Consider the following 18,134-nt stretch of genomic DNA (forward strand, 5'->3'; position numbering starts at 1 on the left):
CAAGTTACGATTAGCGAAGATTATTAATCATTTCCTCCATCTGGTCCGCGGCGCTGACGATCCGGCTGTTCAGCTGAAACGCCCTCTGCGCCTGCAGCAGATTGATCATTTCCGTGGGGACATACGTACTGGACAGCTCCAGCGTTCCCGTAAGCAGCCTGCTTCCCGCCTGAGTCTCATCCATGTCTTCAATAGGAATCCATTCTCCGGAAGCGGCTCCCGTACTGTATAAATTTTTCCCTACCGGGACGAGGCCATCCGGATTCTCACACGTATACAAACCGATCACCTCACTGAGACCGCTCAAATCCAGTTCATTGGTAAACTGCTTCTTTCCATTACTTCCCTCGACCGTCTTATATTCCAGCTCGATCCGGTCCCCGTCACGGCTCAGCACATAATGCCCGTCTCTCGTTGTGAGATAGTTGCCTTCATCCGTTGCTGATATCTGGAACGAGCCATCTCTGGTATAGTATGGTTCCTCTGCATCTTCATTCTCGGATTCCACTGCAAAATACGCTTTGCCAAGAATAGCAAAGTCCAGTTCCCGCTCTGTCTTTTCAAAGATCCCCTGTTCAAACACGGTCTCCGCACCATTGGTCTTCACGCCGTGGCCCACCATCTGATTTGCATTTTTCGTATCCATCTGCGTATAAAGCAGGTCATCAAAGGAGCTGCGCAGTACCTTGTAGCCCGGAGTACTGACATTTGCCATATTATTGGCAGTCACATCAAGCTCCGACTGAAATGCATTCATCGCTGATACTGCAGTATAATAAGATATGTTCATCCGTTATTTCCTCCTACAGCTTCCCGATTTCTGAAGCCGACTTCTGGTTCATCTGATCGATAATCGTAAGCGCCCGGCTGCAGGACTGAAATGCCCTCTGGACTTCCATGGCGCGCGTCATCTCGGAGTTTAAATTCACGCCGGATTCCTCCAGCTTCCCCTGAAAGACCTCCGGATACACCTGGGTCAATGCCACACCGTTTTCCGCACCGTATGTACCGTTATCGTAAAAGGTCAGATTATCGTAATTGTCAGGAACCACGATCTGAATCTGCTCCAGTTCGCCATTCTCATTATCGTAAATAATTCCATTCTCTCCCACACGGAAACCGCCCTCTTCCACCTGGATCGGACCGCCGTCTCCCATGACCTGGCCAACGCCCTTTAAGACCAGATAACCGTCCTCATCCTGAGTAAAATGACCGTTGCGTGTCAGATACTGCCGGTCCTCGCCCTGAATCACGAAGAGGCCGTCGCCGCTAATGGCCATATCGAAATTCTTTCCGGTATCCACCAGCGCTCCCTGCCTGTGGGTCGTCATCTCCCGCTCTGCCAGGGAAATGGTGGATCCGCCGCCGATCGCTGTGGTCTGTCCATTCATCTGACGCACCAGCTGCTCGTCAAAGGTGGTCTTCACCAGCCGTTTGCTCCGGTATCCGCTGGTCTTTACATTTGCGATATTATTGGCTGAAATGTTAAGCGCCCTCTGGTTCATCAGCACGCCCGAGGCGGCCGTATAAAATCCTGAAAACATATGGTTTCCTATCCTCTCACATATTCTTCCAGACTGCTCTTTAATTTTTTCATTGCTTTTGTGTGAATCTGGCACACTCTTGACTGGCCGATCCCCATAATTTCGGCAATCTCCGAATACTTCAGTTCCTCATAGTAATAGAGTGAAACGACGAGCCGTTCCTTATCTCCCAGCGCTTCCACCGCCTCCGCCAGCGTTCTCTGAAGGTCCCTGTAAAACAGGCTTTCCTCCGGCTTCGTGCCAATGTCCGTGGCTTCCAGTTCGTCTTTTGCAATCACACCTGTCATATCCTGCAGCACTGCCTCAAAGGAGAGAACCGCCGCATGGTTCATATACGTTAAGTGCTTCTCCACCTTTTCCACGGGAATATCCAGGAAGTCCGCGACTTCATCCGCCTCCGGTTCCCGCATCTTCTCGTGGGCCAGCATGGAATACGCCTCGTCCACCTTTTTCTGAAAACTGCGGGCCCGGTGAGGCACCCAGTCCTGACTTCTGATATAATCAATCATCGCCCCGCGCACACGGATAAATGCGTATGTCTCAAACTGGGCTCCCTTCGACGCATCGTACCGGTCGAGGCACTCCATCAGCGCCAGAACTCCCTGGTCGATCAAATCCTCCTCTTCCGTAAAGCTGCCCGCCATGCCGCGAAGCTGCGCCGCCGCGGAACGGACGATGGGGAGGAAATGGACGATAAGCTTATTCCGCAGCTCCTGGCTTCCGTTTTTTAAGTAAACCGAAAGTACCGTCTTTCCTTCTTCTCTGCTCATCTGTTCCATCTGCATAAACCGTTACCTCTGGCCCAGGGCAATATTCCCCAAAGCCTGTATCTGTATGTTATTATCGATCTCACTGAACGACACCACCGTCACATTGGGGTAAAACTGGTCGATCAGCTTCTTAAAATAAATCCGTACCACCGGGGACGTAAGCACGATCGGCACATTGACCAGATCCTTAATCTTGTTAATCTCGCCGGTGGCCGATGTCACAATATTCTGAATAGCCGACGGTTCCAGGGCCAGATAGGACCCTGTATCCACCTTCTTCACCGATGACATGATCATATTTTCAATCTTGTCATCCAGACTTAAGACCTTCATCTGCCCCGCTTCAGAGAAACGATGGGAGATGGTTCTCTTCAGCGCCTGCCGCACGTATTCCGTCAGCATATCCGTATCCTTTATCTGGGTTCCGTAATCCCCCAGCGTCTCCACGATCGTCTCCATATCGCGGATCGGTATTCCCTCACGAAGGAGGTTGGAAAGTACCTTCTGAAGCTCTCCCACGGAAATCACTGCGGGAATGGTATCCTCGATGATGCTGGCATTTGTTTTCTTCAGTGTTTCCAGCAGATTGTTGACCTCCTGGCGGTTTAAAAGCTCATGTAAATGCTCCTTCACCACCTCCGATAAATGGGTGATGACCACCGATGTTGGATCAATCAGCGTATACCCCGCCAGCTCCGCCTGAATCTTCTTGTCTTCGCTGATCCATTTAGCAGGAATATGGAACGCCGGATCAATGGTGTCGATACCCGGAATGTCATCCGCGTCTCCTCCCGGCGGCAGAGCCAGATAGTGATCCATGAGAATATCTCCCCTTGCCACTTCCTCGCCCTTTAACAGGATGCTGTACTGGTTGGGATTTAACTGTCCGCTGTCCTTAATCCGGACCGACGGTATTACAAAGCCCATATCCAGGGCCATCTGCTTGCGGAACATGACGACACGGTCGATAAAGCTGCCGCCGTTGCTCTCATCCGCCAGCGGAATTAAGCTGTAGCCAAATTCCATCTCAATCTGTTCCACGGTCAGAAGACCGTATACATTTTCAATATTCTTATAAAAGGAAGCTTCACTGGTAACCTCCGCTTCCACGTATCCTTCCGCCGCGTCCGCCACTATGGTTTTCTGCCGTCTCATCAGGGCGTATCCGCCACCGATCATCATAGCTGATATCATGAGAATCTGAGGCACCGGAAATCCCGGAATCAGGCACAGACAGGCTGCCGCCCCGCCGGCTGTCATAAGCACCCTGGGCTGGGCCAGAAACTGGCTTGTCAAATCCTCGCTCAGACTGTTCTCCGACGCGGAACGCGTCACCACCATACCGGTCGCCACAGAGATCAGAAGCGCCGGAATCTGGGACACCAGGCCGTCTCCAATCGTCGAAGTGGTATAGATCTGCATAATCTCAGAGATGCTGCCCTGACCGTTCATCATTCCGACGACGATACCTCCAATGAAGTTGATCAGTGTGATGATGATGGAAATGATCGCATCACCCTTTACGAACTTGGTGGCGCCATCCATGGAACCGAAGAAATCAGCTTCTCTCTGGATTTTTAAGCGCCGCTCCCTGGCCTGCTGCTCATCGATCAGACCACTGTTCAAGTCGGCATCGATAGCCATCTGTTTTCCCGGCATGGCATCCAGCGTGAATCTCGCCGCGACCTCGGCCACACGTTCCGAACCCTTGGTGATAACGATAAACTGTACCAGCACAATGATCAGGAATATGATAAAACCAATAACCGCGTTCCCCCGGATTACGAACTGTCCGAAGGTTTTCACCACCTGCCCCGCGTAGCCATTGTCAAACAGGATCTTCCTCGTCGAAGAGATATTAAGCCCCAGCCGGAACAGCGTTGTGATCAGCAAAAGGGAGGGGAACACGGAGAATTCCAGCGTTTCCCGGATATACATCGTCATGACGAGAATCAGAAGCGACAACGTGATATTCAGTATAAATAAAAAATCCAGTATGGGCGTCGGCAGGGGGATCAGAATCAGGAAAATGATTCCGATGATTCCCGCTGTCACAAGGATATTAAACCGTTTCAAATTTATTCACCATTTCCAATAATACTTCTTGTATTTACGATTTCACTGATACGCACCCCGAAATTATCATCAATCACGACGACCTCTCCCCGGGCGATCAGCTGTCCGTTTACGATGATATCCACCGGCGCATCTGCCTGCTTGTCCAGCTCCACCACCGTACCGTTGTTAAAGTTCAGCACATCCTTCAGTCTGCGTCTGGTCTTTCCGATCTCGACGGAGACATTTAAGGGAACATCCATGATAAGGCCCAGATTGCCGTTAATAGACGGCGATGCCTGGTATACGGCATGCCCGGTGTCTGCCGTCACCGAATTCGCCGTACGGCTCTCCATCCCGGACTGCAGGCTCTCCCTTCCGGCTGCCGCCGGAGGTGCGCCCTGCTGCACCGGCTTCACGAAAAGGCTCTCCTCCATGGCTTTCGCCTCGGCCTCCGCCCTTTTCTCCGCTTCCCTCCTGGCCCCGATCTCCTGATAAATACTGTCGGCCGCCGTTATGGATATGCACTCCATAAATTCAGACTCCACCATGTCCTTGATCTTCACACGGTAATGAATCACAATCGTCTTTGATTCGGGAGCTTCTCCGATGGCAGGAGACAGGTTCTGCCTGCCATCCGAAAGGATCAGCTGGCAGTCCGATGACTCCATGGAATTGCCCAGGTATTCCGCCATGGCCTCCACGGACGCATGCACCATCTGGTTCATCAGCTCCGCAGCTGCACTCATAGCCACTTCATCGAACTCAAAATCCGGGTCGGGCAGATCATCAATTCCCATCAGTTCGTTTAAGAACGCCTGCATATCCCGCTGACGCAGGATCATAACCGTATTGCCGGCAACGCCGGAGGTCAGGCAGCTTTTGACAAAGACAGCAGGTTCCAGAATCCCGTATTCCACTTCCTTTACCGTTATCTCCGTTATCTCCGGACTGCTGATCTCTATATCCGCCTTCAGAATCGATGACAGGGATTCCCCCGCCGCCTTTGCGTGCAGATGAATCAGTTCCTCAAACACCTGCCGGTCCGTCCTATTCATGATCCCCTGGTTCTCTACTTCCTTCGCCATCGCTATAAGCTCCTTTTATTCCTCATTCTTTCTGCTTTTCCGTCTGCTCTTTTTCTTCTGCTTTCCGTCTTCCTTTTCAGTGTCTTCTTCCGCCTTCTTACGGCTGGCCGGAAGCAGCTTGTAGAGTTTTTCTTCTATGAATTTCGGGTTTTCCCCGTCCTGAATGGCCAGAACGCCTTCCAGAACCAGTTGTTTACATAAAAATTCCTCATCGTGCCTTGCCTTCAGTTTGCTTGCCACCGGCAGACATACGATGTTGGCCAGAAGAGAGCCGTATAATGTGGTGATCAGAGCCGTTGCCATGCCTTTTGCAAGAGCATTGACATCCTGCATGTTGCCCAGCATCAGAATCAGGCCGACCAGCGTACCGATCATACCGAATGCCGGTGCAAAGCTGGCCGCCTTCTCATAGAACCCGCGGTCCAGCGCATGACGCTCATCTAACTGGTCCAGCTCCGTCTCCATGACCTGACGGACCTTTTCTGAATCCACGGAATCCACCACCAGTAAAAGGCTGTTGTGCATGAACGGCTCGTCAATCTCGTTTAGCTTGTCCTCCAGGGAGAGAAGTCCCTTCATACGCGCCTCCGTAGCCAGCTCCACAATCTGTTCAATGGACTGTTCCGGATCAAACTTATACGGTTTTATAATGATCTTTAAATGTTTCCCTATCTTTTTAAACGCCCCGGAGGGGAAGGACAGCATCATAACACCGATGGTGCCTCCTATGGTAATGGCCATACTCGGAAGATCGATAAACGCCCGTAGATTGTGAAAGACCAGCTTCATGGCCTCCTGATCAAAGGTCATACCGAACAGTACCAGCACTACCGCCAAAATAAAACCCAGAATTGACATGATATCCATATCTGCTACATCCTTTTCCTTAACTTTTCTTGTATTTCCGCCCGGCTATCCTCTGATCTGTTCGATCAGATCACTGAACGTCTTTCTGCGGAACGCCGCGACCCGTTCGACAACCTCTTCCTTTGATTCCCGCACAATCAGGTGTTTCCCGTTGGTGAGAAGAATCGTGGTATCGGGATTCTCCATGATCATCTCGATCAAATCACAGTTGAGGACGAATTCCTCTCCATTTAATTTACTGAGGGTAATCACCGATACCACCTCCTGTTATCGCTTCAGGTTTACAAGTTCCTCCAGAATCGAGTCTGATACTGTAATGATACGTGAGTTGGCCTGGAAGCCTCTCTGTGTTACGATCATGTCGGAAAACTCAGTGGAAATATCCACATTGGACATCTCCAGTGAGGAGGTCTTTAACGCTCCCGTTCCGTCCTCACCGGCCTGGCAGGCCTTGGCCTCACCGGAGTTGGAGGTCGCCCGGAAGTAGGAATTTCCACTTTCCTCCAGTCCATACGGGTTTTCAAAGGTGACCAGATCGATACGGCCGATCTGGATTTTGCCCTTATCCGGATGGGTTGCCTCAATGATACCGTTTCCCAGAATGGCGATCGATGCGCCGGAAAGGGAGATCGCACCGCCCTCCGTACCATTTTCCAGTGTAAATGTTCCGCTTCCAAGTCCTGCATCGTTGGACTGCGTAGCCGCGGTGATGGTTCCTGCATGATCCTTCGGCACAAAGGAAGCGTATGTCTTATCTGCCTCATCTGCGTTTAAAAATGCGGTGTTAATGTCTGAATAGCCCTTATGGTCGATGGTCAGAGTCCCGCCGCCTTCTTCCGTAAGCACCAGGTCTCCGGCCGCATCGCCTTCGCTGATATCACCGGAATACGTCTTGCCGCCGCTTACCGCAGTTACATGCCATTTTGCCTTATTGCCCGCGCTGGCAGGTATCTTTACCGCGCTGTATTCAATGTCGTCACCGGGGTTGATTCCCGAGGTGCCGTAATCCTTAAGGCTCATACTCTTGTTGAAAAAACCGGTCCCCGCTGCCGCCGGCATCGTCACATTGTGAAAAGACTGCGCCGTATTTCCCGTGCCTGCATTAAACGAAGAAGTGATCGCCGTATAACCCGGATGGCTCATCTCGATGTACTGCCCCGTTCCGGCTTCCTTCAGCCACATCTTGCCTGCAGTTGTGGTGTTCTCATTTATTTCGCCGACAAACTCCCGTCCGTCCACCGTGGCCGTCACAACCCAGGCCATCTTTCCGCCTGTACCCGGCCTCAGTTCTGATTTAAAGTCCACCGGACCCGCCGCGTCAAAGGCAGGACTCGTGCTCATGCCGGAAAACTTCAGTCCGCCGAAGATTCCGTCAGCCGCATCTGTGGAGGTGACAAATTCGAAGGTTCCTTCGTTAATTCCAAAGTGGTCGCCTAAGAGCTCCGCGCCGGTCAGCGGTTTCTGGAACACATTCTCCGCCGGTGTCGCGGTGATGGTAAAGTTACCGCCCGGATGGGCCTTTCCGCCGCAGCCGCGGGTGATGGCGCTGTTCATCTTGCTGTTAAAGTCTGAAAGACTCGTAAAGATAGCATTTTTATTCACATGCACCGTGATGCTGGAATCGTTGATATCGGATGGATTCACAACGATATCGGAACCGGAAGGCAGATTGTCCTCCGCCTTAAAGGTGATGGATACGTTGGCATCCGTTGTGGCCTTCTCCGAGGTGATCGTAAACTGGGTTCCGTTGATCGTCAGCGTCTTCGATGCCAGTCCGCTGGACTTGGTCGGAATGTTCAAATGGATCTTGTCGGAGGATGGCGCCTTGCCCAGCGGATCACCGGATACGCCGAGTACCGTGTAGCCGTTGGAATCCACCAGGTTGCCGCTGTTGGAATCCAGCATTAAGTTTCCTGCTCTCGTGTAGAAGATATTTCCATCTGCATCCATGACCTGGAAAAATCCCTCGCCTGTAATCGCCACGTCCAGGGGTCTGCCTGTGGACTGCAGCGCCGAACGGCTCATATCCAGATCGATGCCGCCTAACTGGGAACCGTAACCAACCTGGCTGGCATTGGTTCCTCCTTTATTGTTGTCGCCGCCTGCTGCGCTCTGTAATGTCTGATAGAATACATCCTGAAAACGCGCGCGGCTGGATTTGAATCCGTACGTATTTACGTTGGCAATATTATTGCCGATAACATCCAGCTTTGTCTGGTGCGCTTTCATACCGGACACTGCGGAATACAATGATCTTAACATAGTTGATATCTCCTTTTCTAACCGCCTTACCCGTCCGTCAATCGGGGTAAGAATAGCCTCCAAAAGGACCGGCTATACCATAACGGTTCCGTCAATGTTTGTGAATACAGTGCCTTTTAAGCTTTCTTCGTTCACAACAGTTACTACTTTGTTATTCTTTACATTTACAACAAATGCCGTGGAATCCATCAGGATTAACGGAGCCTTAAGCCCCTTTTCTCCGGCCAGTTTTACCCCCTCATTCAGCCGTTCCAGCTTATCAGAGGACACATCCACGCTTCGCTCCATCACCCGCTCCACGGCATGTTTAGAAAACGTCACCTGGCTTTCTTCCTTTAGTTTCTGTTCCAGCAGCTCTTTAAACGCGCTGCCGCCTTCCGTGCCCTCCGCCGGTTTATTCCTGGCGGCTTCCCACGGTTTTCCGGTACATATGGGGGTATGAAGCATTTTGTTATATATCATGGAATCCATTCTCTTACCTCCTTACTGCACTGATGCTCATATCTTTGAATCCTTGTCGCCGGGATCCTCTCCAGCCCCGTCTCCGCTGCCTTCAGAATCCGGGGGCTCAGTTCCGTCCTTCTCCGGCGCCTCTGTCCTGATCTCCATGATCTCATCCATGCCGTAGGATTCTCCTTCCACATAGATCACAAATTTTCCGTCCAGCAGGGAAACCTTGTTTACGACGCCTTCCGTCTTCTTTAAGTCCCCGGCGACCGTAAATTTGGCAGCCGTAACCGTCTTGCCCACAAGTGAGGTCACATAGGTACTCTTGGCGTTATACGCCATCTCTTCCATCTGCTGCATGGTCGATATCTGGGCCAGCTGCGTCACATACTGGGTGTCATCCACCGGATTCATAAAATCCTGATTTTTCAGCTGGGCTACCATCAGAGTCAGGAAATCCTCCATGCTGACGGCTTTATCGGATGCATCGCCAAACACAGCATCTATGACGTCTCCGTTTCCCGACGCGCCATTTGTACCTTCTGTTTCTTTCTCACCATCCTCAGATGCCTTTGCCGGTGCAGCACCTCCCGGCACTCCCGGTCCGCTGCTTCCGGAGGAGGCGGTTCTCAGGTACGGATTTGAATATTCTGGTATCTGTACTGACATGTCTCTCCTTTTCTCTTCATTTCCTTACTCATGGGGCGGCTACACATACGCATACAGTCTGCGAACCAGGCTCTCCGCCGCCATTCGCTCTGTCTCCTGTATAAACACTCCGTCGTCCGCCATCAATCCCTGATTCACGCCGCGGCGGTAATGTCCCCGGGCCTGCTGCCCCTGATTCTGATAGAGCTCCTGGCCGAATCCTGCAAAATCCATTCCGCCCTGGCTGTTGTGATATACCTCTTCCACCTCTGCATGAAGCGGCTCCAGCATCTCCTTCAGGCTCATCATCTGGCTGTTAACCAGCTTCTCCGTCTCCGGATTGGCCACTCCGATGCTGACCGATGTCCTGCCGCCTGCGCTTGCCATATGTACGACGATCTCTCCCAGGCCCTCCGGCTTCAGCTTGATGGTGAATTCCGACAATTCCCGTTTCATGCCCTGTTCTACCCCTGCCTTCAGCTGTTCTGCTACCGGTGTGTGCAGATCGGAAGCGGTATTGTCCACCGTCGGCACGCCCTTTAACGCGCCCTGCTGCGATACGCTTAGCCTGTCCTGAAACGACATGCCTTTTCCGTCTGAATTCTTTTTCAGTTCCTCCAGCATCCGGTTGTCCATCGCATCGTCAGAAACGGTCTCCTCTTCTGTCTGTACCTGCGTTCCGGTTCCCATGGCCTTCATCTGTTCCGAATGGCCCTTCAGCAAATCGGAAAAGCTTCCTTCCTCTCTGCCTGCACCGTTCCCATCTGAAACCGGCAGGTGACCGGCCAGAGCCGTATGCTCCGCTTCTGCTGACTTCACGGCTTCTGTCTTCTGCCCGTTTTCCGTTTCCTCCACTTTCTGTGCTGCCGGCTGGAAACGCATCTCCCGGGTATTGACTGCGTCTGATGCACCCGCATTTTCTGCGGCTGCCGCCTGAACCGCCTCGTATCCGGCGCCTGTACCGGATCCCGGTACTGCTGCAGCTTCCGTCTGATCCGATACGCTGCCTGCCTCCGTTCCCGCCTGGAGCCCGTCTTCTTCTGCGTTCGCACCGTTTATCAGCGGCACGGCCGGAGCTTCCGCCATAACTGCTGCCTGCTCTGCCATGATTTCCAGATCTGCCGTTTTTCCCGCTTCTTCCTGTGCAGAATCTTCCATCTTTTTCGTATCCGGCTTCTTTTCCGGAGCCTTCTCAGCCCTGGTATCTGCCGGTCCGGAAGCCTCAGCCCTCACCGTATCATTACCGGTGTCATCGGTTTTCGAACCAGTCTGAATCTCAGGCGTCTTCCGTGCGCTCTGTGACTGAGTTCTGTCCTCTGCGGCTTTTTTCCCCGTCTTTAGCATCTCGCTGAAGGTATCGGCAAAATTCGCTTTACCTGCCGCTCTGCCTTTTCCATGATCCGCAGTTACCTGCTGCTTCCAGCCGGTAACCGAAGCTTTCATGGCTGTTTCCATATTCATTTTCTTCTCACCGCCTTTCTCTCTGTGACATATTTATTGGGAAGCACCACGACGTACGAAATTTCCCGCAACATGTTCCGCTATGGTTTCCTGCTGCTCCTTCGCTTCACCGCGGTGGTATTCCTCTAACTGTTTTTCCTTCAGCTTTTCCAGCTTTTTTACTTCTCTGGAGGCCTCCGTCACTACCTGACGCTGCCGTTCCAGACCTGCCTGCAAAAGCTTCCGTTCTTTCTCCAGCTCCTCCAGCTGGTTTCTTGCACTTTCCAGAATGGAGTAACAGGCTTTCAGCATAAATATCGTTGTTCCTTCCGCCTCCCGCCTGGCGATCTCCGCCTGTATACCGGCGGCTTTCTCAGCCATATCCCGTTTCCGTGCTTCCAGCGCATCCCGCTCTGCAGTCATACGGCCCAGGATTCCCATCTCCTTCTCCAGATTCTGGCTTTGAAAATTCAGCATACGCTCCAGTGAAAATGCAAACTTTTTCATAAAATTCCCTCTATTCGGTCAGTTGAATCATACGTATGACGGCCTCATCCAGAGTAAAGCTCTCATCCGTCTTCTGCTGCAGAAACTCATATATTTTATCAATTCTCATCAGCGCGTCATCCAGTTCCTTATTCGTCCCCTTCTTATACGCTCCGATCGAAACAAGATCGATGTTGCTCTCATAGACGGAGAGAAGTTTTCGGATCTTCCCTGCTGCCTCCTTGTGCTCCGGCATCACGATGTCGCTCATCAGACGGCTGACGCTGGATAAGATGTCGATCGCCGGATACCGGTTCTGTGTCGCCACCTTTCTCGACAGCATGATATGACCGTCAATGATGCCCCGCACCGTATCGGACACCGGTTCGTTGGCATCGTCCCCCTCCACCAGAACCGTGTAGATTCCGGTGATGGATCCCATCTCAAAATTGCCTGACCGTTCTAACAGCTTGGGAAGCTCCGAGTAAATGGAAGGGGTATATCCCCTCGCCACCGGCGGCTCTCCAATGCTCAGCCCCACTTCCCGCTGTGCCATGGCAAACCGTGTAAGGGAATCCATCATCAGCAGAACATCCATTCCCTGATCTTTGAAGTACTCTGCGATCGTCGTCGCCGTCATGGTGCATTTGGAACGCATCATTGCCGACTGGTTGGAGGTGGCCACCACCAGAACAGAGCGCTTCAATCCCTCTTCTCCCAGATCCCGGTTAATGAACTCCACAACCTCGCGGCTTCTCTCCCCGACCAGGGCAATGACATTGACATCCGCCTTCACATTCTTGGCAATCATGCCCATCAGCGTGCTTTTACCGACGCCGCTTCCGGCGAAGATCCCCATTCTCTGTCCCTTTCCAATGGTTAAGAGCCCGTCTATGGCCTTGACTCCCATCTGGATCACAGTATCAATTCTGGGCCGCTCCATGGGGTTGGAGCGTTTGCCGGTTATGGGATAATAAGCGACCTCCCCCAAAGGACCCTGGCCGTCGATCGGCATTCCCATGGCATCCACGGTACGGCCGATTAACTCATTGGATACCGGTATCAAAAGCCGTTCTCCCGTATTGCGGACCGCGCTTCCGTAGCCGATGCCCTCTGTCTCTTCATAGGGCATTAAAAGCACCCGGTTTTCACGAAATCCCACCACCTCAGCCATTACCGGCGGACTGCCTCCCGGAACATCGATGGTGCAGACATCACCGATTCTGCAGGCAGGTCCCATGGATTCCACCGTAGTCCCCACAATCTTGTCTATCTTCCCCAGATAGGTATACAAATTGGCGTTCTGAACCGCCTGTCTCACACTCTCTATCATCTTATGCGCCGCCTGTCTCACTATTTCAGTAATTCCGCCAGCTGCCGTTTTAAATTCTCCAATTGCACAAACACGGAGGCGTCCACAATCCCTTCCTCCGTCTCAATCTGCACATAGCCGGGCTGCTGCTGTTCCGGTCTGATGCGGACATATCCGCCGTTTCGGTCTCTCAATGGTTCCAGGCGTCTCTCCAGTTCTTCCACCAGGGCGATGGAGTCGTCTGACAAATGCACGGTGATCTCATTCTTATCCCGCTCCGACAACACCGCCTGCTCCACCATATCGGCCAGCCCCGCTCTGCCGGCGTCTACTTCTCTCTGCAGAATTTTTTCTGCTATCATGAGGGCCATCTCTGTAATCCCGGCCTTTATCTCCTCCGAGTGCTCTTCCAGCCGGCGCCCTGCCTGTTCCACGGCCTGTCCAATCCTGACCAGGCCCGTGGAAATGTCCGCTTCAGCCCGGTTGATACCGTCCTCATAGCCCTCTTCCTCCGCCTGCTTTTTCAGCCGTTCCGCCTCCGCAAGAGCCGTATTCACAATCTTGTCCCGCTGGGCGTAGGCTTCCTCTAAAATCCTGGCGGCAGACTGCTCCGCCTGGCTTCTGGCATGTTCCAGAATCTTTCTCTTTTCTTCAGAAATCAGCGCATACCGGGGGATCGAACCATCGGCAGCTTCCTGAACTGCAGTTTCCGGTTCCCCGTTGGCCGTTTCCGCCTGATCTGCGCTGGGGCCGGGCATCTGATAGGCAGGAACCCTTCCTTCTCCCAGCACCGTCTGTCCGGACTTGATTACCCTATACAATGATCTCATCCTTTCCATCCTTGGAGATTACGATCTCCCCCTCTTCCTCCAGACGGCGGATCACAGCCACGATTCTCTGCTGCGCCTCTTCCACATCGCTCATTCGGATATTATGCAGATACTCCATATCGCTCTGTATGGATTCCCTCATACGGTTTGACATGTTGGCGAATATCGCATTCATCACATCTTTGTTGGATACCTTTAATGCGACCGCCAGGTCCTTGGAATCGGTCTCTCTTAAGAAACGTTGGATCGACAGCGGATCCAGATATGCAATATCTTCAAATACAAACATCAGCTTGCGCACATCCTCGGCAAGCTGGGGATTTTTAAGGTTCAGCTCATCAAAAATATCTCTCTCCGTGCTGCGGTCCACATGGTTCATAATATCGGCGATATAATTGAGTCCGCCCACTTCCATGGTCTCTTCCGAGGACGAGGAACCGATCTTCTTCTCCAGCACCTCTTCCGCAATCTTGATGGCCATCGGCAGAGCCCTGTCCATGGCAGCGATGCGTTCCACCACATCCACCCGCGTCTCCTGAGGAAGATTCGCGATAATCTTGGACGCCTGCTCCGGAGTGGCGTAGGAAAGGATCAGCGCCAGTGTCTGCGGATGCTCGTTCTGTATCGCGGTCATCAGTGTCTTATAATCTACTTTTCTGATAAAACTGAACGCCTTGGTCTTAAGCGCCTTGCTGACCCGGTCCATTAAATTTCTCGCCTGCTGCTGGCCGAATGCCTTTTCCAGCACTTCCTTGGCGTAGTCTTTTCCGCCCTCGGTAATCACCTTTTCCGTCACACAACAATTGTAAAAGTCCTTGGCTATATCTTCCATCTCATCCGGTGCCAGGTGAGGAAGCCTTGTAATCTCCATGGACAGCTGTTCCACTTCATTCTCTGTCAGATACCGGAACACCTCGGAGGCCCGTTCCGTACCGAGCATGGATATGACGGCCGCAGCTTTTTCTGCTGGTCTTCTTTCTTCTGCCGGCATACTACTTCTTATCCTCCTTCAGCCAGTTGCTTATCATAGATGCAATGATCTCAGGGTTGTCCTCCGCAAAGGAGCGGACCTGATTTACCGGATCCTGTGGTTTTACGGGAATATTGGTAAGACGGTTTTCTACCGCGCTCTCTTCGGCGCGCTCCGCGATATCACGATCCAGCTCAACGGCCTCCCCCTCAAAGGGTCCGAACAGCTCCTGGTCTTCTTTTCTCTGTTTCTTTTTCCTGTGGCGTAAAATGAGGAACAAAAGTACAAGGAACAGGAAAATACCGGCCGCAGCTCCCGCTATCAGAATACGGGGATCGATTCCCCCGACACCAGGAGCCGTCACCGGAATTACCGGTTTTTCCGGTTCCGGAGTTTTATCCGATGCAATCTGCTGGAAGCTGGATACTACAATGTCTTCCGGCGCGATATTGGCGGCCTTCGACGCCGCATCGATCAGCTGCTGCTTCTTTGACTCTGTCAGATTACTGTCATTCACGGTAATCGCCACAGTCGCCTTCTGCAGCTTTACGTTGTCCTTCTCAATCTGTTTCTTGATATATCCTACCAGATAGTCCACATCGCGGTAATAATCCCCGTTGGCCCCATTGGCTCCTCCGGTTCCCGCCGCTCCATACGTTGGAATATCCGTGTTGTTCTCTTCTCCGGCCACGCCGCCGGCGCCTCCGCCCTGGCCGTTTACCGACTGTCCAGTCTTATAGTGCTCCACCACGCCCTGACCGTTGTCCTGAGGCTCATACTGCAGATCCTCGGTGATCATCTTATCGTAATCGATAACCACCGTCGCAGATACCCGAATCTGTCCCGGCGGATACGCCAGGGTCAGCACATTCATGATCTTGTCCTGAAGGCGCTTTTCCACCTTTGTCTCAAAATCCAGACGGCCCAGACCGTAGCTGGTCAGTCCGCCCACATCGTCAGACACCATCTCCTGCATCGTCTCCGCATTGACTACGGTTACATTCTCCGGAAGCAGCCTGGGAACGCTGTTGGCAATCAGGTTCTTGATGGCCCCCACTTTTTCCGGCGACAGTTCACAGTCGGGCATCAGGGTCAGGGAAACGGCCCCCGTACTGTCGGCCCCCTGATCGTCCCACACATAGTTGCTGTCATCGGATACGTTCAGCGTCACTATCGCATTCTTAATGCCGTTCATGTCCTTCAGGGTCCGTTCAATTCTGTCCTGAAGATTCAGGAGAAGATACTGGCGCTTCTCGAATTCTGTCGTGGTAAATCCCATATTATCCGAAAAAATGTCAAAAGGAAGTGCCGTTTTCGGATATCCCAGTTCTGACATATCAAGCATAATGTCACCGACCTGGTTCTCCGGAACCGTCACTTCTCCTTCTGCATTTCTCTTCGCGCCTACTCCACGACCGTTCAGCACTGCGAGTATTTCATTATTCTCTTCTCTTGAAATTCCCGGGAAAAGTACCACGTACTCTCCGGCTTTATTTGTATTTAACAGGATTGCCGCCGCCAGAGCGACGATGACCGCCGCCAGAACTCCCGCCGCCGCTGCTTTCCTTTTTTTGCTGCCCAAAAGACGGCCGACCGTACCGCTGCCCTCGACTGCCGTTTTCACTTTGTCTTTCACACCCATAATTCCACCACTGCTATCTTTCCGTTATTTTAAATCTGCATTCCCATAATCTGAGTGTACGCACTGACTGCCTTACTGGTCAGCTGTGTCGTAAACTCGATCGCAGCAGCGGATTGTTCTGCCTGAATCAATGCTGTATGTAAATTATCGATCTGACCGGCCGCAAGCTTCACATCCATCTCTCTGGTATCTTTCACCGCCTGATCCGCTTCCCTGACCGCATCCGTCAATATATTCTGAAAGCTGCTCTTTCCCTGCTTTTGCGGGGCTTTGTCCAGTTTTTTCATCTCCTCCAGAGATGCCGGACCCTCCAGCCTCGTTATCGGCACTATAAACATAATTCCCCTCCAAACACCCCTGTAATTTTGCTTTTGGTTACAAAATTTGGCTATTTTCAGTATAACTTTTTAAAATCGTTACGTCAACTTAAAACTTAAGAAAAATGTATGTTTTTGTAATAATTCTTACATTTTTCCATAATTTTCCAAAAAAAGACTATCATGGTTACATGGCTGTTTTCTGTTTCAGCCATCAACTATGATAGTCTAATTTACTTCTTTCAGTGAACCCACACTCCGTCGGAATTCAGGTAATAACCGCCCACACTCGTCCCGCGCACCATAGCTCCGGTATCCGGCGCGAAGTAGTACCATTTTCCGCTGTCCAGAAGCCAGCCAGTATGCATGCTCCCGTCACCGTCGAAATAGTAAGTACTGCCGCCCAGTGTCAGCCATCCGGTCTGCATGCTTCCGTCGTCTGACAGGTAATACCATTTCCGGTTATCCTGGAACCAGCCGGTCTGCATCGCTCCATTGCTGTCAAGGTAGTAATATTTACCGTTTTTCAGCTGCCAGCCGGTTAAAATGTAACCATCGTAATCAAACAGATACCATGCCCCGTCAATGTTCTGCCACGTGTTTGCCGGATAGCTTCCATCCGCATTGCGGTACCACCAGCCATCCGAATTCTTTACCCAGCCGATATTGGCCGGCGTCAGATTTGAATTCTGTCTGCCCCCGCCCTGGCTGTATGTCTGATCATCATCAATGTCCTGTTCATCGGAATATACCCAGTCACCGCTGGTAATATAGCCCTGCTCCTCCGTATCCTTTGGAATTGCACGGACACGGAACTGGTAACGGCCTGCCTGAGTCATAAAAGGATAGAAATCGTATGTGGTGGCATTGACCTTTGCCACTCCCTGAATCATCTGACCGTCACGGTACAGCTTCAGTTCATATGCCCCGGCGTAAGGAACCGCTTCCCAGGTTCCTTTTCCCAGCGGATAACCAACCCATTCCGCGGAATTGGGAATATCCAGCGTGCCGGAAGCCGGTGTCAGTTTAACTGTTAAAAGAAGCGTCTCGTTATTATTCTGGCGTTTTACCGAAGCATAGGCTGCCCCCGTAATCTGGAACTTCCCCGCCCCCGTCGTCTTTTCGAAATAGCAGCCGCTTCTGGCATGGATCTCTATCTGCACTTTCGGCACATCTCCCGGTTCCCAGTATTCTTTATTGCCGTTCACCCACGTATATGCGCCGATGGTGTAGAGACTGCTGTCAGTCGTCACATAGACTGTGGCTGCATCCAGATCGTAGTCGGCCTTTACATCGGAACGCACCGTAATCGATACGGAAGTAATCGGTGTTCTCGTCTCATTTTTCACAGCGGCCCAAACCGTTCCTGAAGCATTCGGCAGTGCTGCCGTCAGCAAGCCGCACGCCAGAACTGCCGCCGCGGCCTGTCTTAACCTGCGTAACATATCTTATCCTC

General features: G+C 52.0%; 18 protein-coding genes. All 18 read right to left on the reverse strand.

The genetic code is table 11. From position 1 onward, the window contains the following. Nucleotides 1-10: 10 nt before the first annotated feature. Nucleotides 11-790 carry a flagellar hook-basal body protein gene (locus tag NE473_RS23670; RefSeq protein ID WP_055649410.1) on the reverse strand — a complete coding sequence of 260 codons (780 nt, stop codon included), beginning with the start codon at nucleotides 788-790 and terminating at the stop codon, nucleotides 11-13. A gap of 13 nt (nucleotides 791-803) precedes the next feature. Further along, nucleotides 804-1,544 (reverse strand): flagellar hook-basal body protein, encoded by a 741-nt coding sequence (locus NE473_RS23675; protein WP_006773608.1) that lies wholly within the window; start codon nucleotides 1,542-1,544, stop codon nucleotides 804-806. A gap of 8 nt (nucleotides 1,545-1,552) precedes the next feature. Further along, nucleotides 1,553-2,329 (reverse strand): sigma-70 family RNA polymerase sigma factor, encoded by a 777-nt coding sequence (locus tag NE473_RS23680; RefSeq protein WP_022030494.1) that lies wholly within the window; start codon nucleotides 2,327-2,329, stop codon nucleotides 1,553-1,555. Between the two features lie 6 nt (nucleotides 2,330-2,335). After that, entirely contained in the window at nucleotides 2,336-4,390 is a 2,055-nt protein-coding gene (flhA, locus tag NE473_RS23685; protein WP_055649411.1) for a flagellar biosynthesis protein FlhA, read from the reverse strand. Nucleotides 4,391-4,392: 2 nt separating this feature from the next. Continuing rightward, a complete protein-coding gene (gene fliN, locus NE473_RS23690; protein ID WP_055649412.1) occupies nucleotides 4,393-5,457 on the reverse strand; it encodes a flagellar motor switch protein FliN in 1,065 nt (354 codons plus the stop codon). 15 nt (nucleotides 5,458-5,472) lie between these two features. Further along, entirely contained in the window at nucleotides 5,473-6,324 is an 852-nt protein-coding gene (locus NE473_RS23695) for a motility protein A (RefSeq protein ID WP_006775068.1), read from the reverse strand. A gap of 45 nt (nucleotides 6,325-6,369) precedes the next feature. Beyond that, nucleotides 6,370-6,576, reverse strand: a complete 207-nt coding sequence (locus tag NE473_RS23700; protein WP_006775067.1) for a flagellar FlbD family protein — start codon at nucleotides 6,574-6,576, stop codon at nucleotides 6,370-6,372. 15 nt (nucleotides 6,577-6,591) lie between these two features. Next, nucleotides 6,592-8,586 (reverse strand): flagellar hook-basal body complex protein, encoded by a 1,995-nt coding sequence (locus NE473_RS23705; protein WP_022030491.1) that lies wholly within the window; start codon nucleotides 8,584-8,586, stop codon nucleotides 6,592-6,594. Nucleotides 8,587-8,658: 72 nt separating this feature from the next. Then, nucleotides 8,659-9,057, reverse strand: coding sequence for a TIGR02530 family flagellar biosynthesis protein (locus NE473_RS23710; RefSeq protein ID WP_006775065.1), 399 nt, complete (start codon nucleotides 9,055-9,057; stop codon nucleotides 8,659-8,661). A gap of 27 nt (nucleotides 9,058-9,084) precedes the next feature. Then, nucleotides 9,085-9,702: a flagellar hook assembly protein FlgD gene (locus tag NE473_RS23715; RefSeq protein ID WP_055649413.1), complete on the reverse strand. Its 618-nt coding sequence runs from the start codon at nucleotides 9,700-9,702 to the stop codon at nucleotides 9,085-9,087. A gap of 39 nt (nucleotides 9,703-9,741) precedes the next feature. Then, entirely contained in the window at nucleotides 9,742-11,142 is a 1,401-nt protein-coding gene (locus NE473_RS23720) for a flagellar hook-length control protein FliK (protein ID WP_055649414.1), read from the reverse strand. Between the two features lie 33 nt (nucleotides 11,143-11,175). Then, complete coding sequence (locus NE473_RS23725; protein WP_006775062.1) at nucleotides 11,176-11,628, reverse strand: flagellar FliJ family protein; 453 nt, start codon at nucleotides 11,626-11,628, stop codon at nucleotides 11,176-11,178. A gap of 10 nt (nucleotides 11,629-11,638) precedes the next feature. Next, entirely contained in the window at nucleotides 11,639-12,940 is a 1,302-nt protein-coding gene (locus tag NE473_RS23730) for a FliI/YscN family ATPase (protein ID WP_055649415.1), read from the reverse strand. 20 nt (nucleotides 12,941-12,960) lie between these two features. Beyond that, nucleotides 12,961-13,749: a FliH/SctL family protein gene (locus NE473_RS23735; protein WP_242866082.1), complete on the reverse strand. Its 789-nt coding sequence runs from the start codon at nucleotides 13,747-13,749 to the stop codon at nucleotides 12,961-12,963. Next, the gene (fliG, locus tag NE473_RS23740) at nucleotides 13,733-14,740 is read right to left on the reverse strand and encodes a flagellar motor switch protein FliG (protein WP_006775059.1); all 1,008 of its coding nucleotides are present in this window, start codon (nucleotides 14,738-14,740) and stop codon (nucleotides 13,733-13,735) included. The genes NE473_RS23735 and fliG overlap by 17 nt, the downstream gene beginning before the upstream one ends. Before the next feature lies 1 nt (nucleotide 14,741). Beyond that, nucleotides 14,742-16,361, reverse strand: coding sequence for a flagellar basal-body MS-ring/collar protein FliF (gene fliF / locus NE473_RS23745; RefSeq protein ID WP_055649416.1), 1,620 nt, complete (start codon nucleotides 16,359-16,361; stop codon nucleotides 14,742-14,744). A gap of 29 nt (nucleotides 16,362-16,390) precedes the next feature. Further along, nucleotides 16,391-16,699, reverse strand: a complete 309-nt coding sequence (gene fliE / locus NE473_RS23750) for a flagellar hook-basal body complex protein FliE (RefSeq protein WP_022030486.1) — start codon at nucleotides 16,697-16,699, stop codon at nucleotides 16,391-16,393. A gap of 221 nt (nucleotides 16,700-16,920) precedes the next feature. Then, nucleotides 16,921-18,123 carry a PspC-like choline-binding domain-containing protein gene (locus NE473_RS23755; protein ID WP_055649417.1) on the reverse strand — a complete coding sequence of 401 codons (1,203 nt, stop codon included), beginning with the start codon at nucleotides 18,121-18,123 and terminating at the stop codon, nucleotides 16,921-16,923. Nucleotides 18,124-18,134 lie beyond the last annotated feature (11 nt).

This window comes from Hungatella sp. SL.1.14 (assembly GCF_024460495.1).
In the GTDB taxonomy this organism is placed as follows: Bacteria; Bacillota; Clostridia; order Lachnospirales; family Lachnospiraceae; genus Hungatella; species Hungatella hathewayi.

Excerpts from the sequence above, each read along its gene's own strand:
- NE473_RS23755 (WP_055649417.1), bottom strand. The coding sequence starts at position 18,123 with ATGTTACGCAGGTTAAGACAGGCCGCGGCGGCAGTTCTGGCGTGCGGC.
- NE473_RS23715 (WP_055649413.1), bottom strand. The coding sequence starts at position 9,702 with ATGTCAGTACAGATACCAGAATATTCAAATCCGTACCTGAGAACCGCC.
- NE473_RS23720 (WP_055649414.1), bottom strand. The coding sequence starts at position 11,142 with ATGAATATGGAAACAGCCATGAAAGCTTCGGTTACCGGCTGGAAGCAG.
- NE473_RS23730 (WP_055649415.1), bottom strand. The coding sequence starts at position 12,940 with ATGATAGAGAGTGTGAGACAGGCGGTTCAGAACGCCAATTTGTATACC.
- NE473_RS23670 (WP_055649410.1), bottom strand. The coding sequence starts at position 790 with ATGAACATATCTTATTATACTGCAGTATCAGCGATGAATGCATTTCAG.
- fliF (WP_055649416.1), bottom strand. The coding sequence starts at position 16,361 with ATGGGTGTGAAAGACAAAGTGAAAACGGCAGTCGAGGGCAGCGGTACG.
- fliN (WP_055649412.1), bottom strand. The coding sequence starts at position 5,457 with ATGGCGAAGGAAGTAGAGAACCAGGGGATCATGAATAGGACGGACCGG.
- NE473_RS23735 (WP_242866082.1), bottom strand. The coding sequence starts at position 13,749 with ATGAGATCATTGTATAGGGTAATCAAGTCCGGACAGACGGTGCTGGGA.
- fliE (WP_022030486.1), bottom strand. The coding sequence starts at position 16,699 with ATGTTTATAGTGCCGATAACGAGGCTGGAGGGTCCGGCATCTCTGGAG.
- NE473_RS23695 (WP_006775068.1), bottom strand. The coding sequence starts at position 6,324 with ATGGATATCATGTCAATTCTGGGTTTTATTTTGGCGGTAGTGCTGGTA.
- NE473_RS23710 (WP_006775065.1), bottom strand. The coding sequence starts at position 9,057 with ATGGATTCCATGATATATAACAAAATGCTTCATACCCCCATATGTACC.
- NE473_RS23680 (WP_022030494.1), bottom strand. The coding sequence starts at position 2,329 with ATGCAGATGGAACAGATGAGCAGAGAAGAAGGAAAGACGGTACTTTCG.
- NE473_RS23725 (WP_006775062.1), bottom strand. The coding sequence starts at position 11,628 with ATGAAAAAGTTTGCATTTTCACTGGAGCGTATGCTGAATTTTCAAAGC.
- NE473_RS23675 (WP_006773608.1), bottom strand. The coding sequence starts at position 1,544 with ATGTTTTCAGGATTTTATACGGCCGCCTCGGGCGTGCTGATGAACCAG.
- NE473_RS23705 (WP_022030491.1), bottom strand. The coding sequence starts at position 8,586 with ATGTTAAGATCATTGTATTCCGCAGTGTCCGGTATGAAAGCGCACCAG.
- fliG (WP_006775059.1), bottom strand. The coding sequence starts at position 14,740 with ATGCCGGCAGAAGAAAGAAGACCAGCAGAAAAAGCTGCGGCCGTCATA.